Consider the following 21,903-nt stretch of genomic DNA (forward strand, 5'->3'; position numbering starts at 1 on the left):
AAAAGTTGGAAAAAAACTGCCTTTCTGCAAATCGCTGGCGGAAAGTGTCTCGTCTCTCTGGGTGAGCTCAGCAGATAAGTAACACGCAAAACACTCATCTCCAACCGAAATGTGCGGGTCAAAAACGATGAAAAAAACATGGATTCTTACGCCACTGCTGCTAGGTGTGGCGATGATCGGATGTAGTGCCCAACCAGGCTCTGTTGCTGTTGAAAGCGAACGAGCCTCAGGGTCTGCGGATGCAACGCAAACCAAACTAAGTTCCGTCGACGAGTCACTCACCCAGGTTCCGCTGGAAGAATACGAACGTCCTACAGCTTCCACCATGACCGCGCCGGCCGAAGCCGTCGAAATGCAACTGGGTCTGCCTAGTCAGTCCAACGGATCGGGGGCTGCGTCTACGCCAGCGGACGCCTACGGCGGCAAAGCGATGCAGACCGAAGAAAGCGCTCCTGGCGTGGACAGCCTGAGCTCGAAGCTCGATGGCCAACCGATGTCGGGCGAAGGGGAAGAGCTTCAACAACGGGAAAAGAACGTTAAAGACAACATGTTCCGTGAGAACGCCCCTGTCTTGGATAGCAAGCGACAAGACGCCACCAAGAAGAAAGCCCTGCCAGCAACGCCTGGGATGCAAGGTCTGCCGGCCGCCGAGCCTGCGGCCCGGGTTGCCAGCAATCCAGCGCCGACGGCCAAGCCAGGCGATCATATGGATTTGCGTCGATCTCGAATGGCTACCGAACTCAAATTGGCTGAGCAGGACGACGTCGGTGGCCCCGGCGGCGTTGGACCTGGCGAAGGTGGCGATAAGTTTGAGCCGATCGAAGAGAACGACTTCATCGCGGTGGCTGATCAACCACTGTCGACATTCTCGATCGATGTCGACACGGCCAGCTACTCGAAGATTCGTTCGTACTTAAGCCAGTTCGGTTCGCTCCCACCGCGCGATGCGGTCCGTGTGGAAGAACTGGTCAACTACTTCACCTATGACTACGCGACCCCCACCGACGCGCACCCCTTCGCGGCCAACGTGGAAGTGGCTAGTTGCCCTTGGAACCCCACCAATCGCCTGGTTCGCGTCGGCATCAAGGGCAAAGAGGTCGCCACCGAAGACCGTCCTGCCAGTAACCTTGTGTTTCTGCTGGACGTGTCGGGCTCGATGAATAACGCCAACAAACTGCCTCTGCTGAAGAAGGGCATGAAGATGCTCGTCGATCAGTTGGGCGAAAATGATAAGGTTTCGATCGTCGTTTACGCCGGTGCCGCTGGCCTGGTTTTGGAGCCGACCTATGGCTACGAAAAAGCAACCATCCTGGCAGCGCTCGATCGCCTGCAAGCTGGCGGTTCGACCAATGGCGGCCAAGGCATTGAGTTGGCTTATAAAACGGCCACCGAGAACTACATCAAAGGGGGCACCAACCGCGTGATCCTGTGCACCGATGGCGACTTCAACGTTGGCCAAACGAGCACCGGCGGGCTGGTCGGTATGGCCGCCGAGCAAGCCAAGAAGAACATTTATATGAGCGTGATGGGCTTCGGTATCGGCAACCATAACGACTCGATGCTCGAACAGCTCTCGAACAAGGCCAACGGCAACTACTCGTTCATCGACAACGAGAAGGAAGCCAAAAAGGTTCTCGTCGAACAAATGAGCGGCACGCTGCTGACGATCGCCAAGGACGTGAAAATCCAGATCGAGTTCAACCCGAACAAGGTCGCTTCCTACCGCCTGGTGGGCTACGAAAACCGCTTGCTCGCTGCTCAGGATTTCAACGACGACAAAAAGGACGCAGGCGAAATCGGTGCCGGGCACACGGTCACGGCGTTCTATGAAGTTGTGCCTGCGACCGGCGATGGGGATACCGAAGTCGCTTCGGTCGATCCAAAAGTCGACGAGCTAAAGTATCAAACCAAACCGGAAACCACCGAAGCGGCCGACACCAACGAACTGATGACCTTGAAGCTGCGATACAAGCAGCCGGAAGAGGACGTCAGCACGCTGATGACCTACCCGGTGGTTGATAACGGCAACGCGTTCAACCAGTCGACCGGCGACTTCCAATTCGCCTCGGCGGTGGCCATGTTCGGCTTGAAGCTTCGCGGAAGCAATTTTCATCACGAAACCAACTTCGCCGAAATCGAAGAGCTAGTCGCGTCCAACGTCGACGGGCCTGGTTCTTCGTACCGCGAAGAATTTCTCGATATGGTTCGCCAGGTCGAAAAACTTCAGAAGTAAGCTGGCAAGGCAGTTAACCACCGGCACATGCCCAGGCGATTTCGCTTGGGCATGTTGCGTTTCGAAGGCACTCCCTACCCATCGTTCAATTCTTCAAGTTCCGAAGCTACAATCGAAACGCCTCACATCTTAATCACGGACCAAGGAATGTTCCTCCATGACCGATTCCACCCACGTCGTCGAATCCTCGCCCAATGCCGATACGATGCAGTTGATCGATCTAGTGGCAAGCGAGGCGGCAGAAATTTTAGGGGTGTCGCTCAGTGATCCGCCGCCAGTTATTCTCGCCGCCGTGAATGGGTGCATTCGTGATCTTCAACAAAGGGGAGGACCATCGCTAGATGGGGGCGAGGATATCGTCATGCTGCTGGGAAGCCTGTGGGGTGCTCAGGTCGTCAACGGCATGTCCTGGCAGTGGGCCAATATCGATATCAACGATCAAGAACCGCCCTTTAGCGCGATCGGCGTTGTTTCTCCTTCGCGCGAGATGGTGATCTACCCATTCAACTTCGTCGCATCTTGCCTGGAGAAAGACCTCCCCTCGACGATCTTGCTTGCGTACAACATGCTCAGCGAGAAAGCCGATTCGCTGGTATTTGAACCCCATGCATATGAAAACGTGATGAGCCACGTCCATCATATCGTCCCGCCTGAGTAAGCTTGGGACGCGCGGCACAGGTTCACGATACAGATGAAAAACGCCCGGCCCGCAAGCCAGGCGTTTTTAGTCATTCAATCTTTTGGAAGCGTCGCGATTACTTCTTCACGCGTTCCACGTACGAACCATCGCGGGTGTCGACCCGGATGATATCTCCTTGGTTCACAAACGCCGGGACCTGAAGCTCTGCGCCCGTTTCAATGGTCGCTGGCTTGGTCACGTTGGTGGCCGTGTTGCCTTTGGCACCAGGCTCGCAATAGGTGACTTCCATTTCGACTTGGGTCGGAGGAGTCATGTCCAACGGGTTGCCGTTGAACAGAGTCATCATGCATTTCATGCCGTCTTTGAGGAACTTCCAACCGTCACCCATGGCGTCGGCATCGAGTTCGTACTGCTCGAACGACTCGTTGTCCATGAAGACCCACGTGTCGGCTTGCTTGTAAAGGAACTGCACGTCGGTTTCCTCGACGTCCGCCGATTCCAGCGTTTCACCACCGCGGTAAGTACGGTCCAAGTTGCTTCCGCGGATCAGGTTTTTGAGTTTGCACTTGTACAATGCATTTCCCTTGCCCGGCTTCACGAAGTTGCACTCGGACATGACGTAGGGCTCGCCGTCGATCTGGACCTTCAAACCTTTACGAAAATCGCTGGTACTGTATTGCACGTGGGAACTCGCTGAAAAAAGATATCCGTCGTCTATCCAAGGGTTCAGGGCATCTACCGCCCCTAGCCATTTCGGTAAAATGGAAAGATGAACATTGTAACTACCGATTCGCAATCTGCGAGTAGCAATTGTATCGCGAACCCCGCCACGTCGCCTAGCGAGGGTTGGAAAGCATCGATGCGCGGTGCTTTTCGCCGCCTGGACGCGCTGGCCGACTACCTTCAGCTGCCCAAAAACAGCTGGCAAACCGGTCTGGCAGCCATCGACGACTTCCCGCTGTTCGTCCCCCGCGAGTTCGCCGCCAAGATGCGTCCCGGCGATCTTGCCGATCCGCTGCTACGCCAAGTGCTTCCAGTCGAGCAGGAAACCATTACTACCAAAGGCTTTACGTCGAACCCCGTCGGCGACGACGAAGCCACGCTCACGCCTGGGCTGCTGCAAAAGTACCACGGCAGGGCCCTGATGGTGACCACCGGGGCCTGTGCGGTGCATTGCCGATATTGCTTCCGGCGGCATTTCCCATATGGGGAAGGCCCCAAGGGCATCGATGCCTGGAACTCGGCCTTAAAGGCGATCGGCCAGGACAAAACGCTTCACGAAATCTTGTTATCTGGCGGCGATCCGCTGACCCTCACCGATGGCATTCTGGGACAATTGGCCGAAAAAATCGCTGCGGTGCAGCACATTCGAAGACTTCGCGTCCACACGCGGCTGCCGATGATGATCCCCAGCCGGGTGAACGAGCCGTTTTTGGCCTGGCTGACCGGCACGCGGCTGAAGCCGTTTGTCGTCATCCATGCGAACCATCCGAATGAGCTGGGCGAGGATGTCGCTGCAGCATTGGGTCGGCTGGTCGAAGCCAAGGTTCCGCTGCTCAATCAAAGTGTGCTCCTTCAAGGGGTGAACGACGACGCCGAGACGCTAATCGAACTGTCGGAAAAACTGCTTGACTTGAATGTGATGCCGTATTACCTGCACCAGTTAGACCGCGTGCAAGGCGCAGCCCACTTCGAGGTCCCGCGTAGCCGCGGACTTCAAATTCTGGAAACGATGCGTGGTCGCTTGCCAGGTTATGCAGTGCCGCGCTATGTCGAGGAAATCGCCGGCGATACGAGTAAGCGGGTAATCGTTTGATTTTCCGATGAGTAAACACACGCCCAAGAAGACTTGGGACGTGGCACACGATTCCTGGAAAACGAAGGGAATTCCTGCTGGTGTTTCGATGCTGCCGGTCAACAAAAAAAGGCCCGAGCCTATCGCATTGGATAGACTCGGGCCCCTCGTGTTTCAGCAGTAAGTCGGTGCTTACTCTGGTGCTGGCTCGGCCAATAATTTTTTGATCTCTTCTTCCAATGCTTTGGCTCGCGATTCACTGATGCCGCCGCTGACCTTGTGGATCTTGCCATCGCGGCCGATCAGCACGAAGTGCGGAATGGCGGAAACCGCGTAGTAGCTATAGAACTCGTCGGGGTCCGCGACCAACGCCGTCGGATGCTTCAGTTCAAACTCAGCCGTAAACTTGTCCAGCATGGCTTGCTCTTGAGCCGGCGGAACTTCACCTTCTGCTTGCCCAGGGCCTTCGGCACCTTCGGGCCAATCGAAATTGAAATAGCGAGTGATACCTATAATCTGCAGGCCCTCGTCACCGTACTTCTCTTGCCATTCGACCAGATGCGGAAAACTGGCAACGCAGGGACCACACCAAACGGCCCAAAAGTCGAGCAGGATCACTTTGCCTTTTAGCTCTTCAGAAGTGAAACCATCGCCGTTAACCCAGGCCTCGGCGTCGATCGGCTTCATCGGCTCGCCCACAATCTTCTCGTACGCTTTCAAACGCTCGATCTCTTGGGCTGCCGACTGCAGGACCACGGCGGCCTTCTGATAGGCGATTTTCACTTCCGACGCTTCGGCGTTCTCGGCACTGGAGACAATAAAATCCGCTTCCGTCTCGACCTGCGATTCCATCTTCTCGATATTGCCAACCAGGTCTTCCGAGAGCACCATGCCAATCTTGGTTGCGTACAAGCTGATCGCTTCCACGTCGTTAGGGCTGTCGGTCACTTTCGCTTTGACTTCGTCTAAGGTGAGCCCCTTGGCGAGCAAGCGAAACTCGAACATCTCGAGCGAGCGGTCGATACTGTTGAGTAGGCCAGCGGCTTGTTCGTTTTCGCCAGGGTCGACGTTAGCCAAACTTTCGCGGATGCCGTCGATATGTGTCTGAGCAACATCGCCGGCCTGGGACATCTCTTTCATCAAGGCCTCGAAATTGGCATTGGCGAAGTCCATCAGCGGTTGGGTGTTGGTCGAGTCATCGATGAAGGTCTGCAGGCTATCCTTGGCGAGCACTTCTCCCTTGGGGGCATCGGCGCTAGATTGAGGATTGTCTTCGGCGGCACGGCCACATGCCATGAACGAAAACAGCGACAAGACGATACATGTGGATAATACGGTTCGTTTCATCAACATTTAGGTTCCCAGAAAATCAGAGAGATTTTGGCGTGCGAAAAGTGGGGAGGTGAACGGGTCCGACAGGCAAGTGTCGGTCCCGCGTCGCTGGGCGACAAAAAGCGGGACAGTGTATTATGGGCCGTCAGAGGGTAGAAGAAAGATGTCTACCCTGGAATCCATTGGCAGATTTACACCGAACCACCCGACCGGCGATGGTAAGACTGGGTTGGGTTAGTCGGCCAATTTTTTCAGTGCTTCATCGATCAGTGCCTGGATGTCGAGATGCCCAGAATCGATACTGTCCATGATGGAATCGACCTGCGTTTCGGCCTCGTAATCCTGGACTTCGGCAAGGATGTGGTTAATTTCCACGTCCGAGTAGTTCTGACCTCGCAGATATTCACGAAGTTCCGGGTATTTGTCGTTCTCGGTCATCAATATCCCCCGTCGTCGCCCCTTCTCGTCTGCGCAAACCATTGGCAGACCATTGCTGTTAGAAATTCTCGATTTCGCTGCGGCCACGTGGTAAGTTAGAGCAAGCACTCCTCCTTTCCACTCCCCAATCTTACCCCACAAATCATGATGATCGAAATTTCTATTCCGGCTGTTCGCTTTTGCTGGACTCTTTTTCTCGTACTCTTCATCGTTCCTGCGGCCCTACAAGCGGACGAATCGGCCTGGAAACCGCTTCTGCAGGGCAGTCCCAGTGACTGGCCTGCCTGGCGTGGCCCAGAAGGAATCGGCTTCAGCCCGGCCACCACCGCACCGACTAAATGGGGCGAACAAGAGAACGTGGCCTGGAAGACTCCGCTGGGTGGCTGGGGCGATTCGACCCCGGCGATCGTGGGCGATCACGTCTTTGTCACGCTGCAGAACGAAGCCAACGAGCTGCGTCTGGTGCGACTCGATGCCAAAACCGGCCAGATCGAACTGAACATCCTGGTCGATCAAGCCGAAACGCCCAGAAAGGCCCCCAAGCGTAAAACGCAGAAGTTTCACAATCTGCACAACCTGGCCAGTCCCTCGCCGGTAGTCAGCGGCGAGCATGTCGTCGTGCACTTCGGCAATGGTTTGCTGGCGACCTACAACCTCGATGGCGAAGAGCTGTGGCGTCATAACCTGCAAGAAGAGTACGGAACCTATTCAATCTGGTGGGGTCACGCGAACAGCCCTGTGGTTTTCGACGGCCTGGTGATCTCGGTCTGCATGCAAGACTCGCTGTCCGATCTGCAAGACGAACCGGCCAAAAGCTACCTGATCGCCCACGACCTGAAGACCGGCGAAAAGAAGTGGATGACGCTACGCATGACCGGTGCCCCGGCTGAAGAGGCCGACGCCTACACGACCCCACTGCTGCTGAAAAAAGATGACCAGGTGCAAATGGTCGTTATGGGTGGTAACACGCTCGATGCTTACAATCCGCTGACCGGCAAGCGGCTGTGGAATTTGCCAGGTTTGGTCGGCGGCCGTACGGTGACCGGCCCGATTTCAGCTGAAGGAAAGATCTTCACTACCCGTGGCATGCGGAAGCCGCTGTTGTCGGTGAAGCTGGACGGCAACCAGGGGGAACTGACCGAAGACGCGATTGTGTGGGAAATCGAAAAGTCGACGCCTGATACCCCTTCGCCTGTGTATGCCAACGGCATGCTCTTCACGGTGACCGACGATGGCATTGCCCACTGCTACCGCACGCAAGATGGCGAACTGCTGTGGCGTGAACGCTTAGGCGGCAACTTCAAAGCTTCCCCAATTGTCGCTGGCGGCAACGTCTATTACACGAACATCGACGGCAACTGCAAGGTCGTCGCCGCGAAGGACATGTTCGAGCTGGTTAGCGAAAACGAAGTCAAAGACACAACGATCGCATCGCCGGCCATCGCCGGCGGCAAGCTGTTTTTGCGTGGGAAAGAGCATCTGTACTGCATCGAGAAGTGAGTCAGGCCGCGCGTTGCTCGCACTACTTCTTCTCGGTCCGTTTGATCTGAACCTGAATTGTGCCTAGGTTGTCGCCGAGTTGATCGGGGCTTTCGTTCACTTTCAGAAACAACACGCAAGGGCCTTCGGGATAGAGGGAAGTCCCCAGACCCACTTCGTTGGTTTGGGCCAGTGGCGTGATGGCCCCGCCTCGCCAAGGCTCGGCTCGCAAGGATCCGACGAGCTGGCCTAGCGGTTTTCCTTTCCAATAGTGGATGGTCACACCGTTGGGCTCGCACATCCATGGTTGGCCGTCGTTGCGGATGACATACTCGCCGTTAGCGGTGACCTCGAAGTGGGAATCGGTATCGAGCAGAATGCCGGTCGATTGCCAGCCGCGGTCGGTACTGATTTCGGCGGTCATCACTTCGCCGCTGAAGGGAACCGGCTCGCGGTACTCGACTTCGTTGCGCTGCCAGTTGTAGCCATATTCGGCATTGGTGACGAACAACTCCCAAGATTCGGCGAGCTGGGGAATCACGTCTCCCAGTTCGCTCATGAGTCTTTCGCTAAAACCGCCGGTCAGACGTGCCTGGGTGACCATGTCGCGAAACGATTCCTGCGACAGGCTGTGATTGTCTAAAAAGGCACATGCGCCCCAACACCACGCGTAGGGCCGGGTCTGGAGGAACTCTTTCTGGGACGTCCCCATGATGCGGGTCAGCGATAGGGCGCTACCACCGCTGACTTCGTCTTGAATGATCTTGATGCGTCCCCACATGGGGGTCGCTTCTTTGGATGCCGGCATCACGCGGGTTTCCAGCTGGCCGTTTACCCAGCGATGGGTACCGAAGTGCTCGGCCATACCTTCCATGTACCAGGGAGGTCCTGCCCCGCCTAACAGGTTGAACATGAACGCGTGCGTACCCTCGTGAATTAAGAGATGGCGGCGATAGTAATCGCTGGGCTGATCCAACAGCCAGATGGCGTCTCCTTGGTAATAGCCGTGCAGAAACTCAGGTAACGTCTCGGGAAAGAGGCCCGCTTCGCGGAAGGTCCGCTTGTTGGACATCAGCACGGCTTTGATCTTCCAGTCGTCGTTGGCGACTGGATCGACGCGGAAGTACTCGCACCACTGCAGATAGGCTGCGTCGAAGACCATCGGAAGTTCGTCGATCTCCGGCGAAGACGGCAAGTCGGTATACAGCGTGACGTGCTTCCCTTCGAGGGTGCGAATACCGTGGGCCTCGATTTGGGCTGGGTCGACTTCAAATTGAACTTCCGGTTCAACGCGGCCGACCTTCAACCGCTCGCGAAGCCCCGCCCCGCTGAAGAAGCTATCCCCCAACGCGTCAGCACCATCGGACGAGGGCTTACTGAAGGTCGTCTCGCCCGAGCGCATTTTGGGTGGTGGCGTTTTCTGCTTGGATGGCTGCTGCTTGGGAGGCTGGGCCTGGGCAGTTTCCGCAGGTGGTGGCGTAGTGGTAGGCTTGGCCGTCGGTTCGGACGAACCGCAGCCTGGCAGTAAAAATGCACCAACGATGATTGCAACGAAGAATCGAACCATGGGCCGCCTTTGGCCGAAGAGAAGACAAACAAACCATTTGGTGGTATTTTAGACGAAAAGTGATTTCACGTCTTTGTTCATGTTGCGATCCATGCAGGACCATACGTCCCCCGGAAAATCTGGTTTACCCAAAGCTCACGCCGCTTGTGCCCTGGTTTGCTTTGCTGGCGCCCTAGTGACAGGGCTCGACTGGCCTACACCGGCCCCACAGCATGCGGCGGTGATGATGCCGGCGCTGGTAATATGGGGCATTGCGGTACTTTATCAATTCTTGCTGGCGGCAGGTCATCTGCGAACGTCGATCTTGGATCATCAGCACCTGTTCAGCAGTAGCCATTACGAACGCCAGTCTGACCTGGGCTGGATTGTCGCCAACGTCGTGGTGCTGGTCGTTGTTGCTTTGTTTTATGTCCAGCGGTCGAATTCCATTCCCATTCTCACCGGCCAGACGACCACACTGGTCGCGCTGTTGGTCACGAGTCTCGTTTCTCTGGCCATTTGGAGCATTCGCTGGAAATTAACCCCTCGCAAGCCGAAAGCCGCTTCTTGAAATGCTTGTTCCTGCCCGGCGAAGCTGCCTGTCTTTACTCGTCCTTTCCCTTTGGATGGGCCTGACCGCGACCGCTTGCCGACCTGCGGCGCAGCAGGAGGTTGTCGTCTACACGGCGCTCGATCAGGAGTTCTCGGAGAGCCACTTCGATACCTTTCACAAGCAAACAGGCGTGGAGGTCGTCGCCAAGTACGATACCGAGGCCAACAAGACCGTCGGCCTGACCGAGGCGTTGCTGGCCGAGAAAGATCGTCCGCGATGCGATGTCTTCTGGAACAACGAGATCCTCAACACCTTGCGGCTGCAGAAAGCGGGCCTTCTCGCTGCGTATCAGCCCAAGCACCAGGACCAGTACCCTGCGTCGTTCCGTTCGGCCAACGGCTTCTGGTTTGGCTTCGCGGCTCGGGCACGCATTCTGCTTGTGAATACCGACCTTCTCGCCGAAGGAAAACGGCCCACGTCGGTCTTTGATCTTGCAGATGAAAAGTGGAAAGACCAAGGAGGCTACGCCAAGCCGATGTTCGGCACGACGGCCACCCATGCGGCTGTCTTGTTTGCAGAACTGGGGGAAGATCGCGCCAAGGAGTTCTTCACGCAGCTGCAGAGTTACGCCAAGATGCTGCCAGGCAACAAGCAAGTCGCTCAGGCAGTTTCCCGTGGCGAAATCGCTTTCGGCCTGACCGACACGGACGATGCGATGGTCGAAATTCAATCGGGGCGGCCGGTCACGATCGTATATCCCGATCAAGCAGACGACGGGCTCGGAACGCTCTTCATTCCCAACACGTTGGCCATCATCCAAGGTGGCCCCAACCCCGAGGCCGCCCGGCAGCTGGTCGATACGCTACTTTCAGCCGAAGTGGAAACCACGTTGGCGCGTGGGCCCAGCGCCCAGATCCCCTTGAACACGCAATTGGATATCCCACTTCAGGTCGAGTCCCCCAAGACCATTCGGGCGATGGAGGTCGACTGGGAAGCCTCGGTCGACCAATGGGATAATGCCGCCGAGTTTTTGCGTGAGAAGATCTTAACGAACTAGAGTGCCCGGCGGTGGCGACGACGAGGCGTCTTCTTGGGTGGCTCTTTCTTCTCTTCTTCGGCTTCCTTCTGCGCACCGTCCACATCGCGAGCGTGGGTCGGTCCGGTTTGTACCGACGTTTTGACGTACGGATCGAAACCTTCGATTTCGTCGCGAATGAGCAGCTTATCGATCCGAATTTCGATCCGCGTTAGCTGGTTGCCTTCCTCAGGGGTAACAAAGGTGTAAGCGACCCCTTCCTTGCCCATTCGACCGGTACGGCCTACGCGGTGGACGTAGTCATCGGAGTATTCCGGCACGTCATAGTTCACAATCAGCGTCACGTCCGAGATATCGATCCCGCGGCCCACCACGTCGGTGGCGATTAAGATGCGATACTTGTTGGCTTTAAAATCGCTGATGGTGCGGTTTCGGGCGCCTTGCTGCAAGTCACCGTGGATGCAGCGGACCATCTTGGTCTTTTTCTGCAGGCGTTGGAAAAGCTTTTCCGTGCCGCGTTTGGTGCGGCAGAAGACGATGCACTTGGTGGGCTGCTCGCGGCGAAGCAGCCGGACCAGCAGTTCCATCTTCTTGGGCCCATCGACGGTAAAGTAATGCTGCTCGATCGTGTCGGCCGAGATGTTTGTCGGTGAGAAGTCGACCTTCACCGGATCGTGCATGTAACGCGTGGCCAGACGTTCGATCGGAGGTGGCACGGTAGCACTAAGCAGCATCGTCTGGCGATCTTCGGGACAGCGCCGCAAGATCTTCTCGATGTCGGGCCGAAAACCGATATCGAGCATTCGATCGGCTTCGTCCAGCACGACCACGCTCAGGTTATCGAACGAGAGCGATTTCCGGGTCATATGATCGATGACTCGGCCTGGGGTTCCGACCACGATATCAGGGTTTCGCTTGAGCTTGTCCATTTGCCCTTTGATGGGCTTGCCGCCATAAATAGCGACCGTTTGAATGCTCATCCCTTTGGAAAGCTTGGCGATCTCGTCACGTACCTGGACGGCCAATTCACGGGTAGGCACCAGGATGAGCGCGTGCGGCCCTTTTCCGGAAGGGAGCGTTTCAATGATGGGGATACCAAACGCGGCCGTCTTGCCGGTACCGGTCCGGGCCTGACCGAGGATATCTTTCCCTTCTAAGGCCAGCGGAATGACCCCGGCTTGAATCGGCGAGGGGACCTCGTAACGGGCCTCTTTTAGCGCCGCGAGCATCTTTTCGGACAGATCGAGGTCGGTGAATCGTTTTTCGGGGGATTCTTCAGTGGTCGACAAGGCTCAGACCGTTTCTGGATAGGACGTCTAAGGAGGAGCAAGACGTCGTTGGTGTCGTCGGCGGTTTCTATCGCAGGTCCTAACCGACTGAGCATGGCTACCACTTGTCAGCCCCAAGGGGGCGACCGCTAATTGATAACGATCGCTCCATCGGGGCCGGCACCGGGTGATGCTATGCCGCTGGTTGGGAACAATAAGCTGCTGCTACCGCATGCTCTGCATTAAAACAATAAGCCCTAACGATAATGTACAAACGGCGATAGGACAATCGAGCGTGCCCCTCAGAAGTTCCGTATGCGCAAACAAATAGGCCGAACCTCTAGCTCGTAGGAAGATCCTACGGGACAAAGGTCCGGCCTTTCTCGTCGTTATATGCCAGGCCACCTCGGGGGGGACCTCGTCGAAAAAAACCAGATCGGCCGAGTAAGGACCTCGGCCGTCAGCCGTTAGGTGGCCGGAGTTGCCGGAGCAGCGGCAGTCTTCTTAGTGGTTCTTTTCTTAGCAGCTTTTTTAGGCGAAGCGGCTTTCTTAGGTGCTGCGGTCTTCTTGGCGGCCTTCTTAGGCGAAGCTTTCTTCGCGGCAGCCTTCTTTACCGTCTTCTTCGCGGCCTTCTTGGGGGAGGCCTTCTTGGCAGCAGCTTTTTTGACCGTCTTCTTAGCAGCCTTCTTAGGCGAAGCCTTTTTGGTGGTTGCTTTCTTGGCGGTCTTCTTCGGTGCAGCTTTCTTCTTGGTTGCCATCGTTAAGTGGGCTCCTCAAGATTCTATGCCCGGGGTTTTTATAGAAAGAACTTTCGGGGCATCACAAAAGTCCTCTCGAATCTGCTTAGGCAGCTATGCCGAACTCTCGCACGCATGCAAGAGATTGAACATCCATTTTCATCCGTCCGAATGCATGGCAGATTCGATTGGGACCATGGCGATCAGGTCGCTGTATCCCTTTTCGACTCGGCATCCTCGCGGGATTTTTCAAGCCGGAGTTTTTCAGTATGTCATCGCTTCAACGCGTCACCAAACTGCCTAAACGACGTGAGGCAATGACAGAAAAACTACATCTCGCAAATTGAATCAACTTTGCCTTTCTTTCGTCAAGGTGAATTATCGAACCTCGAATCGAAATTGTTCAGAAAAACTTCATCACCCATGGCACACTTCCTGGAAATACTTGCCTATCACCTTCGCGCGCTGATCCGATGCGAACCACCGCATCCTGCGTTGATGGTGGTCGCGACAGGACGCGTTGCCCTTTAAACTAGTAGATGGACCAGGTTGTTGTCCGCCGTTCATCTATGCGAAAGTGAAGTCCATGTCGGATCGATTGAATGCCGTCCTCAGTGGCTGGCTGGAAGGAGATCAAACACTCGAAGGATTGGTCGCCCATAAGGAAGCGTTGCTCTGGATCCTGAGCGCCGAAGAGCTAGAACTCTCGGGTATTTTGCGGTTTTTAGAGGCCGTGCCGCCTGAGATTACCGACGCTCAAAGGCGTTTTCTCGATCGCGTTTTGAACCTCCTGGCGATCCGCTTGCGCGACGTCGAAGACCTCGAAGCGGACGATCTCAATCGCATCGCCGCCGCCTATCGCAAGTGGGGCACGCCGCATCGCATGGGGCATCTACTGCTCGCGTTGTTATCGGCTACCGGCAGCGAGGCGTCGCTCGAAAGGTTCGCTGAGTTGATCGTTGAACAACCACCTTCCAATTCCAACGCTGCGGCAATTGCCTTTGTTCCCCTTTTGCGCCAAGACGATCTGCCGACCGAGACACTTTTTCCAAAATTGTTGGAAGCGCTGTCGCATCTCTCGGTCGCCTCGTTGGTGTTGGACCTGGCCAACTACGTCACCCGGCAAGGCATGGTCGACAAGCACCCAGCATCCGACCGCGTCGATGCGTTGGGCGAACTATTCTCGGGTTTGATCGCGCGGCTTTCCAAGTTTGAAGCCGAGCCGCCCAAAGATGCCAAAGACTTCGCCGCCGCTAAGGTAGCCGTCACCGAGGCAACCTCCATTGCATTGGCCATCTGCGATGCATTTGCCCTCATCGGCGATGACAAGGCCGTCGGTAAACTCAAGACAGCACTGGACTTAAAACATAGAAAACTTCGCGCGGACGCCGCCATTGCCTTGGCCAAACTGGGCAACGAAGAAGGCAAAGAGCTGCTGATCGAGTTGGCCGGAGAGCCTGTCTGCCGGCCCCGCGTGCTGGTCGTGGCGGAAGAACTGGACATGCTCGCAAAGATTCCGTCCGAGCATCAAACCGAGCAAGCCCAAGTCGAAGGAGAGCTCGCCGCGTGGTTGGCGATGGATACGCAGTTCGGCATGCCGCCGCATGAGGTACAGCAGGTCGATAGCCGCACGCTCGGCTGGCCTGGGTTTGAACAGGCTCAGCAATGTCACTTGATTCAGTACGCCTATCACATGCCTGGCGGAACATTTCAAAGCGTGGGCATTGTGGGACCAGTGATCCAAAGCTTCGCGGTCGATCTGGGCTCGCTCCCACTGCCGGACATCTACGCGGCATTTGCCGGCTGGCAGGCCGATCATCCGGAAGTCTTCGAGGTCGAGCCAGATAAGTGGCAGCCCAATCAACACGAACTGGCCAACAGTTTGCTGCAGCGTGTGGCCAGCGAAGGCTACGAAACGCCCCAACCGGCCATGCTAGGCTTCTTCTTCGGTGATGTGCGGCTGATAGCGGCCACCCGGCGTGACGGCCAGCCTGGTACAGCCATCGCAGACCTCCGCAACACGACCTTCTACCCTGCCGGAGAAAGCCGACACCCCATCAGCCCCCGCGAAGCGTACTACATCCACGCTGGCCGCGAATATTTACAGGCTTTTAACAAAGATCGACCTGAGTGGGTCTCGCTGCACGAGAGCTTGGGGGACAAGGAAGAAGCCGAGTAGGGTCCTCTTTGCAGTCGCGGCAGTACTTTTCTCTGGTCCCCTCGCCCCTGCGGGGAGAGGGTTTGGGGCGAACCCGGTACCTGCTTCTTCAACCCTCACTTGTTCCCTCTCCCTTGGGAAGGGAGAGGGAACAAGATGATCTAGCTCGTCACCTTCTTGATGCCTTCACAGAGGCGGTCGACGTTGGCTTCGCTGATGCCAGCCACGTTGATGCGACCGGAACCGACGATGTAAATGCTCATCTCGCTGCGGAGTTGGTCGACCTGCATCTGGTTTAGGCCTGAGAAGCTGAACATGCCGTTCTGCTGCTGGATGAAGGAAAAATCCTGGTCGATGCCGCAGGCCGAGATCTTGTCGACAAACAGCTTGCGAATGCCGTTGATGCGATTACGCATGTGGGCCAGCTCTTCTTCCCACATCGTGCGGAGCGAATCGTCGGTGAGAACCGTCTCGACAACCGCAGCACCATGCGTGGGCGGGTTCGAGTAGTTCGAGCGGATCACCTTCTTCATCTGGCTCAGCACTGCGATAGCTTCCGCCTGGCCAGGGGCAACCGCCGTCAAGGCACCTACACGTTCGTTATACAAGCCGAAATTCTTGCTAAAACTGCTGCAGATGAGCATCTCTTGCCCAGACCGGGCAATCTCGCGGAGGCCGGATGCGTCTTCGCTGAGACCTTCGCCGAAGCCTTGGTAGGCGAAGTCCAGCAGCGGCAGTAGTTCTTTTTCCTGGATCAGGTCGGCGATTGTTTTCCACTGCTGGGGCGTCGGATCGATGCCGGTCGGGTTGTGGCAGCAGCCATGCAGCAGGACCACGTCTCCCTTGTCGGCCCCCTTCAAAGCGCTGAGCATGCCGTCGAAATCGAGACCATTGGTCGCCTTGTTGAAGTAGGCATACGTTTTCAACGGAACGCCAGCGGCCGTGAAGATATTGGGGTGGTTAGGCCAGGTAGGTTGGCTGAGCCACAACGACGCACCGGGGAAGTTGGCCGCAATGAAGTCGCCGGCCACACGCAGCGCACCGGTACCGCCGGGCGTTTGCACGGTGACCGCACGATTGGTGGTGACCACTTCATGCTCGGTGCCAAAGAGCAACGATCGGACGGCGCTGTTGTAGCTGGCCCGACCATCGATTGGCAGGTAGCTTTTGGTGCTCTCCGTCTCCAGCAAGCGTTTCTCGGCTTCCTTCACGCACTTAAGGACCGGCGTTCCCCCTTTTTCGTCTTTGTAAACGCCCACGCTCAGGTTGATCTTTTCGGGGCTTGGATCGTTGCGGAAGGCTTCATTAAGACCCAAGATTGCGTCAGGGGGAGCCGTTTCGACGTGCTGGAACATACTCTTCCATGGGGTAAAAGGGGCAGAAGCAACCAAACGCGTTCATTTTACGAGATGCCAGGGCCGTCTAAAAGTTCGCCAAGGCGTCCGAAAAGTACCAAACATGAAAAAATGCAGCCGATTCTTCGCCGACCTGCCCCTTTAACGGGGTGAATTTCCAGCCCAAACCGATCATAATGGTAAGCTTCACCCTTCCTCGCGATGCCTGCCTGGTTTGTTCCCTCCTGAATTTGTGGAACTGGTCGTAGCGAATCAACGAGCCCATGCGGCCCGATGACGCTCCATTATTGCCAGGTCATTCATAGGCAGCGCGAAGAATTGATTATTTGCCTCTCGATTGGAAAGAAACTCAAAGATGGCAGGCTCGCGCACCGGGATCTGGCTGATTGGCGCTAAAGGCGGCGTCGCCACCACCACCATTGTTGGACTGCTCGCGCTGAAGAAGGGCCTGACCGAGAACGTCGGCCTGGTCAGCGAACTAAAGCAGTTTGATCATTTGGATTTGGCCGACTGGAATAACATCGTCATCGGCGGCCACGATATTCGCGACGTCAGCTTGCTCGACGAAGCCTACAAGATGGTCTTCGAGAGCCGGGCCATCGACGGCCGGCTGGTTGAAAAGCTCAAGGACGACCTGACCTCGCTCGATGCCAACATTCACGACGGCACGCTATATAACGCCGGCAAGAAGATCACCGAGTTCGCCCACGCCAAGTTGCAAGCACTTCAAGAAACGCCTCGCGAAGCGGTTGATCGTTTGAAGGGGCATATCGCCGACTTTGCAAAAGCCAACAGCCTGGACAATGTGGTTGTGGTGAACGTCTCTTCGACCGAGCCCTCGGTCGATGGCGAGTTGTTCCCGAAGACCTGGAAAGAGCTTGAGTCGCAGCTATCGACCAGCGATTGCAAGCTGCCAGCCAGTTCGCTGTATGGCATTATGGCGCTGGAACTCGGTTACCCGTTCATCAACTTCACGCCATCGCTGGGCACGGCGATTGATGCCCTGGACGACCTGGCCAAGTCGAACAGTACCTGTCACATGGGGCACGACGGCAAGACAGGCGAAACGCTCCTGAAAAGCACGCTCGCCCCCATGTTTGCTAACCGTAACTTCAAAGTGATGAGTTGGGTCGGGCACAACATCTTTGGCAACATGGACGCCAAGGTGCTAGACGATCCAGAGAACAAGAAGACCAAAGCGGTCAGCAAAGATCGCCTGCTCAGCAAGATCTTCGGCTACACGCCGCAAACGCTAGTCACCATCGAAAACATCGACAGCATGGGAGACTGGAAGACGGCCTGGGATCACATCCACTTCCAAGGCTTTTTGGGCACGCCGATGGTCATGCAGTTCATCTGGCAAGGAGCCGACTCACTGCTGGCCGCCCCGTTGGTGATCGACCTGGCCCGCTTCGGCGACTTGGCCAAACGCCAGGGATGCACCGGCCTGCAACCGCAACTCTCGTGCTTCTTCAAGTCGCCACTGGGGACCGAAGAAAACGACTTCGCCAAGCAGTTTCAGATGCTCGAAGCATGGACGGAGTCGATTAAGAGCTAACGACTCTAAAGCCCTGTAAGGGCGGTAGATAATAGCCAGGGGCGCGAAGCCCCTGGTAGAGAACTTAAGAACTTAGTACCAATCTTTTGAGGGTGAATGCCGCATTTGGTGCGATTCGCTGCACTGCTCGCCCCCTTCGTGGAATCTCTGGTACGAGACCTCCTCGACCTTGGGTTCCTCTTTCATTTCTGGTTCGCCTGTGGGACGGGTTAGCTGGTAGATGCCCCAAATCGACATCAGGCTTAATAGCACCACCAGCAAGGCGTCGGGCTCGATGATCGAGTACTTCTTTTCGGCCCGGTACAGGATGCCCATTGTCGCTACGCACGTCAGCAGAATAACCGCCACGCCTGTCATCGCGTGCACTGGGCTGGCATCGGCCAGCAGCGAGCCTTGGGTGTAGATCGCATCGACCGGCAGAAGGATCGCAATGTTAAACGTGTTGCTGCCAAGGATGTTGCCGATTGCCATATCGGCCGCGCCAATACGAACCGCCACAATCGTGGTGACGAACTCAGGCAGGCTGGTCGTAAGCGCGAGCAGCGTGCTGCCGATAAACGTTCCGCCCAGGCCGGTAATTTCCGCAATGCGATCGGCCGTCGGTGCGAGATAAGCAGCCGCGATGAAAATGACGACGGTCGTGGCCAGATAAATGCCAATCGCCACGGCCAACGACATTCCCTGCTTAGCCGGTTCTTCCTCGGGGCTCTGCTTCTCCTCCTCCAGCTTTGCAGCCATATGCTGATCGAGATAGATCAGTCGGATCGAGAAGAGATAAAACACGCCGCACGCGATCGTCCCGATGCCCATATGCCAGAAATGGAGCGGAATGCCTACGCCGTCGCGTTCCAGCAAAAGGAACAGCACCACGATGGCGATCAGCGCCATACTGACCATCGCCGACAAGGCATGGGCCGATGAAACGGACGAAAACATCCGGGCCTTCGAGTGAAAGATTAAGTCGACGATTCCCAGAATCAGAAGATTAAATAGCGAACTTCCCAGCACGTTGCCCAGCGCCAAGTCGACCCCCTGGGTGCTATCGGGCAGACGAACCGCGTTGATATTGATTGCAAACTCCGGCAAACTGGTTGCCGCCGCTAACAGCACCAGGCCGGCCAGCGAGGCCCCCATGCCTGACTTCTCGCCAATCACATCGGCGGCCTTGGCCATGAAATTGCCTGCAAAGACAATGACGATGGCGAGTCCCAGAAAGATCAAGCTTAACGTTGCCAGTTCGCCGCCCATGGTTCTCTATTCATAAATGGGAAAGAAGGTATTAAAGGCCGCCTCACAAAAATCGCCAGGGTCGTTGAAGCGGCGATTCTGGTTCAATGCCGACAGCCTGGTCATCTGGTCTTTCGTCAAATCGAAGTCAAATATTGCCGAGTTTTCCTGCAAATGTTGTTCGGAACTCGCCTTGGGAATGACGATCGTCCCGCGCTGCACGGCCCATCGTAGCAAGACCTGACCAGGCGTCTTCTCAGTTTCATGCGCGATGCCTTGGACGATCTCGTGATCGATCAACGATTCGCTTTCGTCTGCCATTCCTAGTTGATAGTAAGAACTGGGGCCGAACGAAGAGAACGCAGTCACCGCGATATTTTCCTGGGCGCAGAAACGCAGCAGCTTTTCCTGCGCGAGTCGCGGATGCAGTTCCACCTGAAGCACGCTCGGGCGAATTTTTGCGTAGGAAAGCAAGTCCCGAATGAGCGACACACCGAAGTTGCAGATGCCGATATTCTTCGTCAGGCCGGCATCGACGAGGGACTCCATCGCCGTCCATGTTTCGCGAATCGGAACCGGCTCGGTCACCAGTCCTGGCTTCTCGGCCTTAGGGTCGTGAACCCACTCCGGCGGATAGCGATCTTCGAACGCCACGAACTTCAGCGCGATCGGGAAGTGAACCAGATACAAGTCGACATAATCGAGCCCCAGATCGCTCAGCGTTTTCTCGCACGCCGGCCGCACGTGCTCTTTCGCGTGGTAGGTGTTCCACAGCTTCGAGGTAATCCACAATTCTTCTCGCGTGGCGATTCCCTCGTTGATGATTTGCTGAATACCCTGGCCGACCTCTATTTCGTTTCCGTAATCACAGGCGCAATCGAAATGGCGATACCCGGCTTTGCCTGCGGCGACAATCACATCGGCGCAGTGTAACTTGTCGATCTTCCAAGTACCCAGTCCCAGCATGGGCATAGGGGAACCGGTATTAAGCGTCTGCGAGGTCATGGGGCCAGCCTAGAGGAAAGGATCGTTGAGCGTGGGCCACTATAACACAATCAAATGCCCCTGTCGGCGAAGATCGAAAGGGATTGTCAGGGTGGGATAACTTCTGCGGATGAACCCGCGAACTTCATCGAGAACTCGCACGACCCGCGTAACAATCCTTCGTTCGATTGCGACTTTGCCGGGAATTCGCACTCCGGCTTGCATCTTGGCGTTTTACGAGCCAAAATCGTAATATCTCGCCCAAATTGCCAAAACTCGGAGAGCGTCTCGCTCGAAGGGTGCGGCCCTTCCCGATGTCGATCCCATCGCCAAACGTCACACGACGAGGTAGCCCATGTTTTCCCGAATTGTTTTGTCCGCTTGCTTTGCTTTGGTAGGCCTCGCTTACGTCGCCCAGCCTGCGTATGCCGTTCCGTTCTTCTGGGAAGTCTTCAACGAGAAGGTCGTCCCGGCCGATCCGAAGGAAGAGCCAGCGAAGAAGTTTGCTGCGACGGCCACCGAATCGAAGTGCAACGTGTGCCACATCGACGGTCAAAGCAAGAAAGAACGCAACGCCTACGGGGCAGCGCTCGACGAGCTTCTCGACAAGGCTAAATTCAGTAAAGACCGCCTGGAAAAAGAGAAGGACAAAGCCACGGCAGAAGTGGTCGCCGCGCTCGAAAAAGTAAAGACCATGAAGGTCAACAAGGACGATGAAAAGTCCCCGACCTTCGCCGCGAACATCAGTGCTGGCAAATTGCCATTCGAGATCGCTAAAGCCGAGCCGAAACCAGAACCCGCCCCAGAACCCATGCCAGCGGAAACGACCAGCGACAAAGCTACGGGCCTGGTTCTCGATCAAGCGGCGCTCAACAAATTGAAAGCGGACATCCGAAAAGAAGTCAAAGCGGAACTCTCGACCGCACTTCGTAAAGACATGGCCAATGCGATCAAGACCCAGCTGAAGGTCATCGAGATCGTCGAAGCTCATCCCCTGGCCCCGGTAGACGACGCCACCGAAGAGGAAGCGATCAAGCAGATCGCGGCCCGTGGCGGCCGTGTTAACTTGCTGGCGCAAAACTCGGACGAGAAGGTCGTCTCGTTTCATCTGAGCGATAAGCCAATCGACGACAAGGCGTTGGCGTTAGTTCGCAAGCTGCGAAATGTGGTGGAGATCAATGCCCAGGGAACGGACATTACCGACGAAGGGGTCAAGCAGTTGGTCGGTTTGCCTAAACTTCAGCGCTTGAATCTGGCCAAAACAGGCGTGACCGACGCCGCACTCATTTACCTGGTGCCGCACACAGGCCTGCAATACCTGAATCTCTACGGCACGAAGGTCACCGACCAGGGAATTGATGTCTTGGCGAATGTGACCAGCCTGAAGAACCTTTATCTCTGGCAAACGGGCGCTTCGCAGAAAGGTGCCGACGAATTGGAATCGCAGCTGACGGGTCTGGAAGTGAACCTGGGCAGTTAGAGTTCTGATTTAAAACAATGGGTTGCTCAGAGATTTATCTCTGAGTCACCCGATAGGAAGAATACAGGTCCTTCGGTTGACGCA

At 56.2% G+C, this 21,903-nt stretch carries 18 protein-coding genes; 9 read left to right on the plus strand and 9 right to left on the minus strand.

The annotated features are described in order from the left end of the window. Nucleotides 1–127 precede the first annotated feature (127 nt). Nucleotides 128–2,233 (plus strand): vWA domain-containing protein, encoded by a 2,106-nt coding sequence (locus tag HOV93_RS02545; RefSeq protein WP_235989698.1) that lies wholly within the window; start codon nucleotides 128–130, stop codon nucleotides 2,231–2,233. A gap of 157 nt (nucleotides 2,234–2,390) precedes the next feature. Continuing rightward, nucleotides 2,391–2,891: a hypothetical protein gene (locus HOV93_RS02550; RefSeq protein ID WP_207394858.1), complete on the plus strand. Its 501-nt coding sequence runs from the start codon at nucleotides 2,391–2,393 to the stop codon at nucleotides 2,889–2,891. A 97-nt stretch (nucleotides 2,892–2,988) separates the two neighbouring features. On the opposite strand, the gene efp is transcribed toward HOV93_RS02550, so the two are convergent. Continuing rightward, the gene (efp, locus tag HOV93_RS02555) at nucleotides 2,989–3,555 is read right to left on the minus strand and encodes an elongation factor P (protein WP_207394859.1); all 567 of its coding nucleotides are present in this window, start codon (nucleotides 3,553–3,555) and stop codon (nucleotides 2,989–2,991) included. An 87-nt stretch (nucleotides 3,556–3,642) separates the two neighbouring features. Here efp and epmB point away from each other — a divergent pair, with 87 nt between their 5' ends. After that, nucleotides 3,643–4,689, plus strand: a complete 1,047-nt coding sequence (gene epmB, locus HOV93_RS02560; RefSeq protein ID WP_261358550.1) for an EF-P beta-lysylation protein EpmB — start codon at nucleotides 3,643–3,645, stop codon at nucleotides 4,687–4,689. A gap of 171 nt (nucleotides 4,690–4,860) precedes the next feature. Here epmB and HOV93_RS02565 read toward each other — a convergent pair whose 3' ends face one another. Both HOV93_RS02565 and HOV93_RS02570 read right to left on the minus strand, forming a co-directional pair. Further along, nucleotides 4,861–6,015, minus strand: a complete 1,155-nt coding sequence (locus HOV93_RS02565; RefSeq protein WP_207394861.1) for a TlpA family protein disulfide reductase — start codon at nucleotides 6,013–6,015, stop codon at nucleotides 4,861–4,863. 219 nt (nucleotides 6,016–6,234) lie between these two features. Then, the gene (locus HOV93_RS02570; RefSeq protein WP_207394862.1) at nucleotides 6,235–6,546 is read right to left on the minus strand and encodes a hypothetical protein; all 312 of its coding nucleotides are present in this window, start codon (nucleotides 6,544–6,546) and stop codon (nucleotides 6,235–6,237) included. 36 nt (nucleotides 6,547–6,582) lie between these two features. On the opposite strand from HOV93_RS02570, the gene HOV93_RS02575 reads away from it, so the two are divergent. Further along, nucleotides 6,583–7,938: an outer membrane protein assembly factor BamB family protein gene (locus tag HOV93_RS02575; protein ID WP_207394863.1), complete on the plus strand. Its 1,356-nt coding sequence runs from the start codon at nucleotides 6,583–6,585 to the stop codon at nucleotides 7,936–7,938. A gap of 22 nt (nucleotides 7,939–7,960) precedes the next feature. Here HOV93_RS02575 and HOV93_RS02580 read toward each other — a convergent pair whose 3' ends face one another. Then, nucleotides 7,961–9,484, minus strand: coding sequence for a hypothetical protein (locus HOV93_RS02580; RefSeq protein ID WP_207394864.1), 1,524 nt, complete (start codon nucleotides 9,482–9,484; stop codon nucleotides 7,961–7,963). A gap of 79 nt (nucleotides 9,485–9,563) precedes the next feature. Here HOV93_RS02580 and HOV93_RS02585 point away from each other — a divergent pair, with 79 nt between their 5' ends. Further along, nucleotides 9,564–10,034: a hypothetical protein gene (locus tag HOV93_RS02585; RefSeq protein WP_207394865.1), complete on the plus strand. Its 471-nt coding sequence runs from the start codon at nucleotides 9,564–9,566 to the stop codon at nucleotides 10,032–10,034. Nucleotide 10,035: 1 nt separating this feature from the next. Then, on the plus strand, nucleotides 10,036–11,073 hold the full coding sequence (locus HOV93_RS02590; protein WP_207394866.1) for an extracellular solute-binding protein: 1,038 nt from the start codon (nucleotides 10,036–10,038) through the stop codon (nucleotides 11,071–11,073). Here HOV93_RS02590 and HOV93_RS02595 read toward each other — a convergent pair. Further along, on the minus strand, nucleotides 11,070–12,341 hold the full coding sequence (locus HOV93_RS02595) for a DEAD/DEAH box helicase (protein ID WP_235989699.1): 1,272 nt from the start codon (nucleotides 12,339–12,341) through the stop codon (nucleotides 11,070–11,072). The genes HOV93_RS02590 and HOV93_RS02595 overlap by 4 nt on opposite strands. A 446-nt stretch (nucleotides 12,342–12,787) precedes the next feature. Beyond that, the gene (locus HOV93_RS02600; RefSeq protein WP_207394867.1) at nucleotides 12,788–13,078 is read right to left on the minus strand and encodes a hypothetical protein; all 291 of its coding nucleotides are present in this window, start codon (nucleotides 13,076–13,078) and stop codon (nucleotides 12,788–12,790) included. A 565-nt stretch (nucleotides 13,079–13,643) separates the two neighbouring features. On the opposite strand from HOV93_RS02600, the gene HOV93_RS02605 reads away from it, so the two are divergent. Continuing rightward, nucleotides 13,644–15,236, plus strand: coding sequence for a hypothetical protein (locus tag HOV93_RS02605; RefSeq protein ID WP_207394868.1), 1,593 nt, complete (start codon nucleotides 13,644–13,646; stop codon nucleotides 15,234–15,236). Nucleotides 15,237–15,376: 140 nt separating this feature from the next. Here HOV93_RS02605 and HOV93_RS02610 read toward each other — a convergent pair whose 3' ends face one another. Further along, nucleotides 15,377–16,570 (minus strand): amino acid aminotransferase, encoded by a 1,194-nt coding sequence (locus HOV93_RS02610; RefSeq protein WP_207394869.1) that lies wholly within the window; start codon nucleotides 16,568–16,570, stop codon nucleotides 15,377–15,379. A 355-nt stretch (nucleotides 16,571–16,925) separates the two neighbouring features. On the opposite strand from HOV93_RS02610, the gene HOV93_RS02615 reads away from it, so the two are divergent. Then, a complete protein-coding gene (locus HOV93_RS02615) occupies nucleotides 16,926–18,128 on the plus strand; it encodes an inositol-3-phosphate synthase (RefSeq protein ID WP_207394870.1) in 1,203 nt (400 codons plus the stop codon). A gap of 72 nt (nucleotides 18,129–18,200) precedes the next feature. Here HOV93_RS02615 and HOV93_RS02620 read toward each other — a convergent pair whose 3' ends face one another. Next, a complete protein-coding gene (locus tag HOV93_RS02620; RefSeq protein ID WP_207394871.1) occupies nucleotides 18,201–19,376 on the minus strand; it encodes a sodium:calcium antiporter in 1,176 nt (391 codons plus the stop codon). 6 nt (nucleotides 19,377–19,382) lie between these two features. After that, the gene (locus tag HOV93_RS02625; protein ID WP_207394872.1) at nucleotides 19,383–20,360 is read right to left on the minus strand and encodes an aldo/keto reductase; all 978 of its coding nucleotides are present in this window, start codon (nucleotides 20,358–20,360) and stop codon (nucleotides 19,383–19,385) included. A gap of 334 nt (nucleotides 20,361–20,694) precedes the next feature. Between HOV93_RS02625 and HOV93_RS02630 the strand changes: the two genes are divergently transcribed. After that, nucleotides 20,695–21,819 carry a hypothetical protein gene (locus tag HOV93_RS02630; protein WP_207394873.1) on the plus strand — a complete coding sequence of 375 codons (1,125 nt, stop codon included), beginning with the start codon at nucleotides 20,695–20,697 and terminating at the stop codon, nucleotides 21,817–21,819. Nucleotides 21,820–21,903: the final 84 nt, after the last annotated feature.

The organism is Bremerella alba, from assembly GCF_013618625.1.
Classification (GTDB): Bacteria; Planctomycetota; Planctomycetia; order Pirellulales; family Pirellulaceae; genus Bremerella; species Bremerella alba.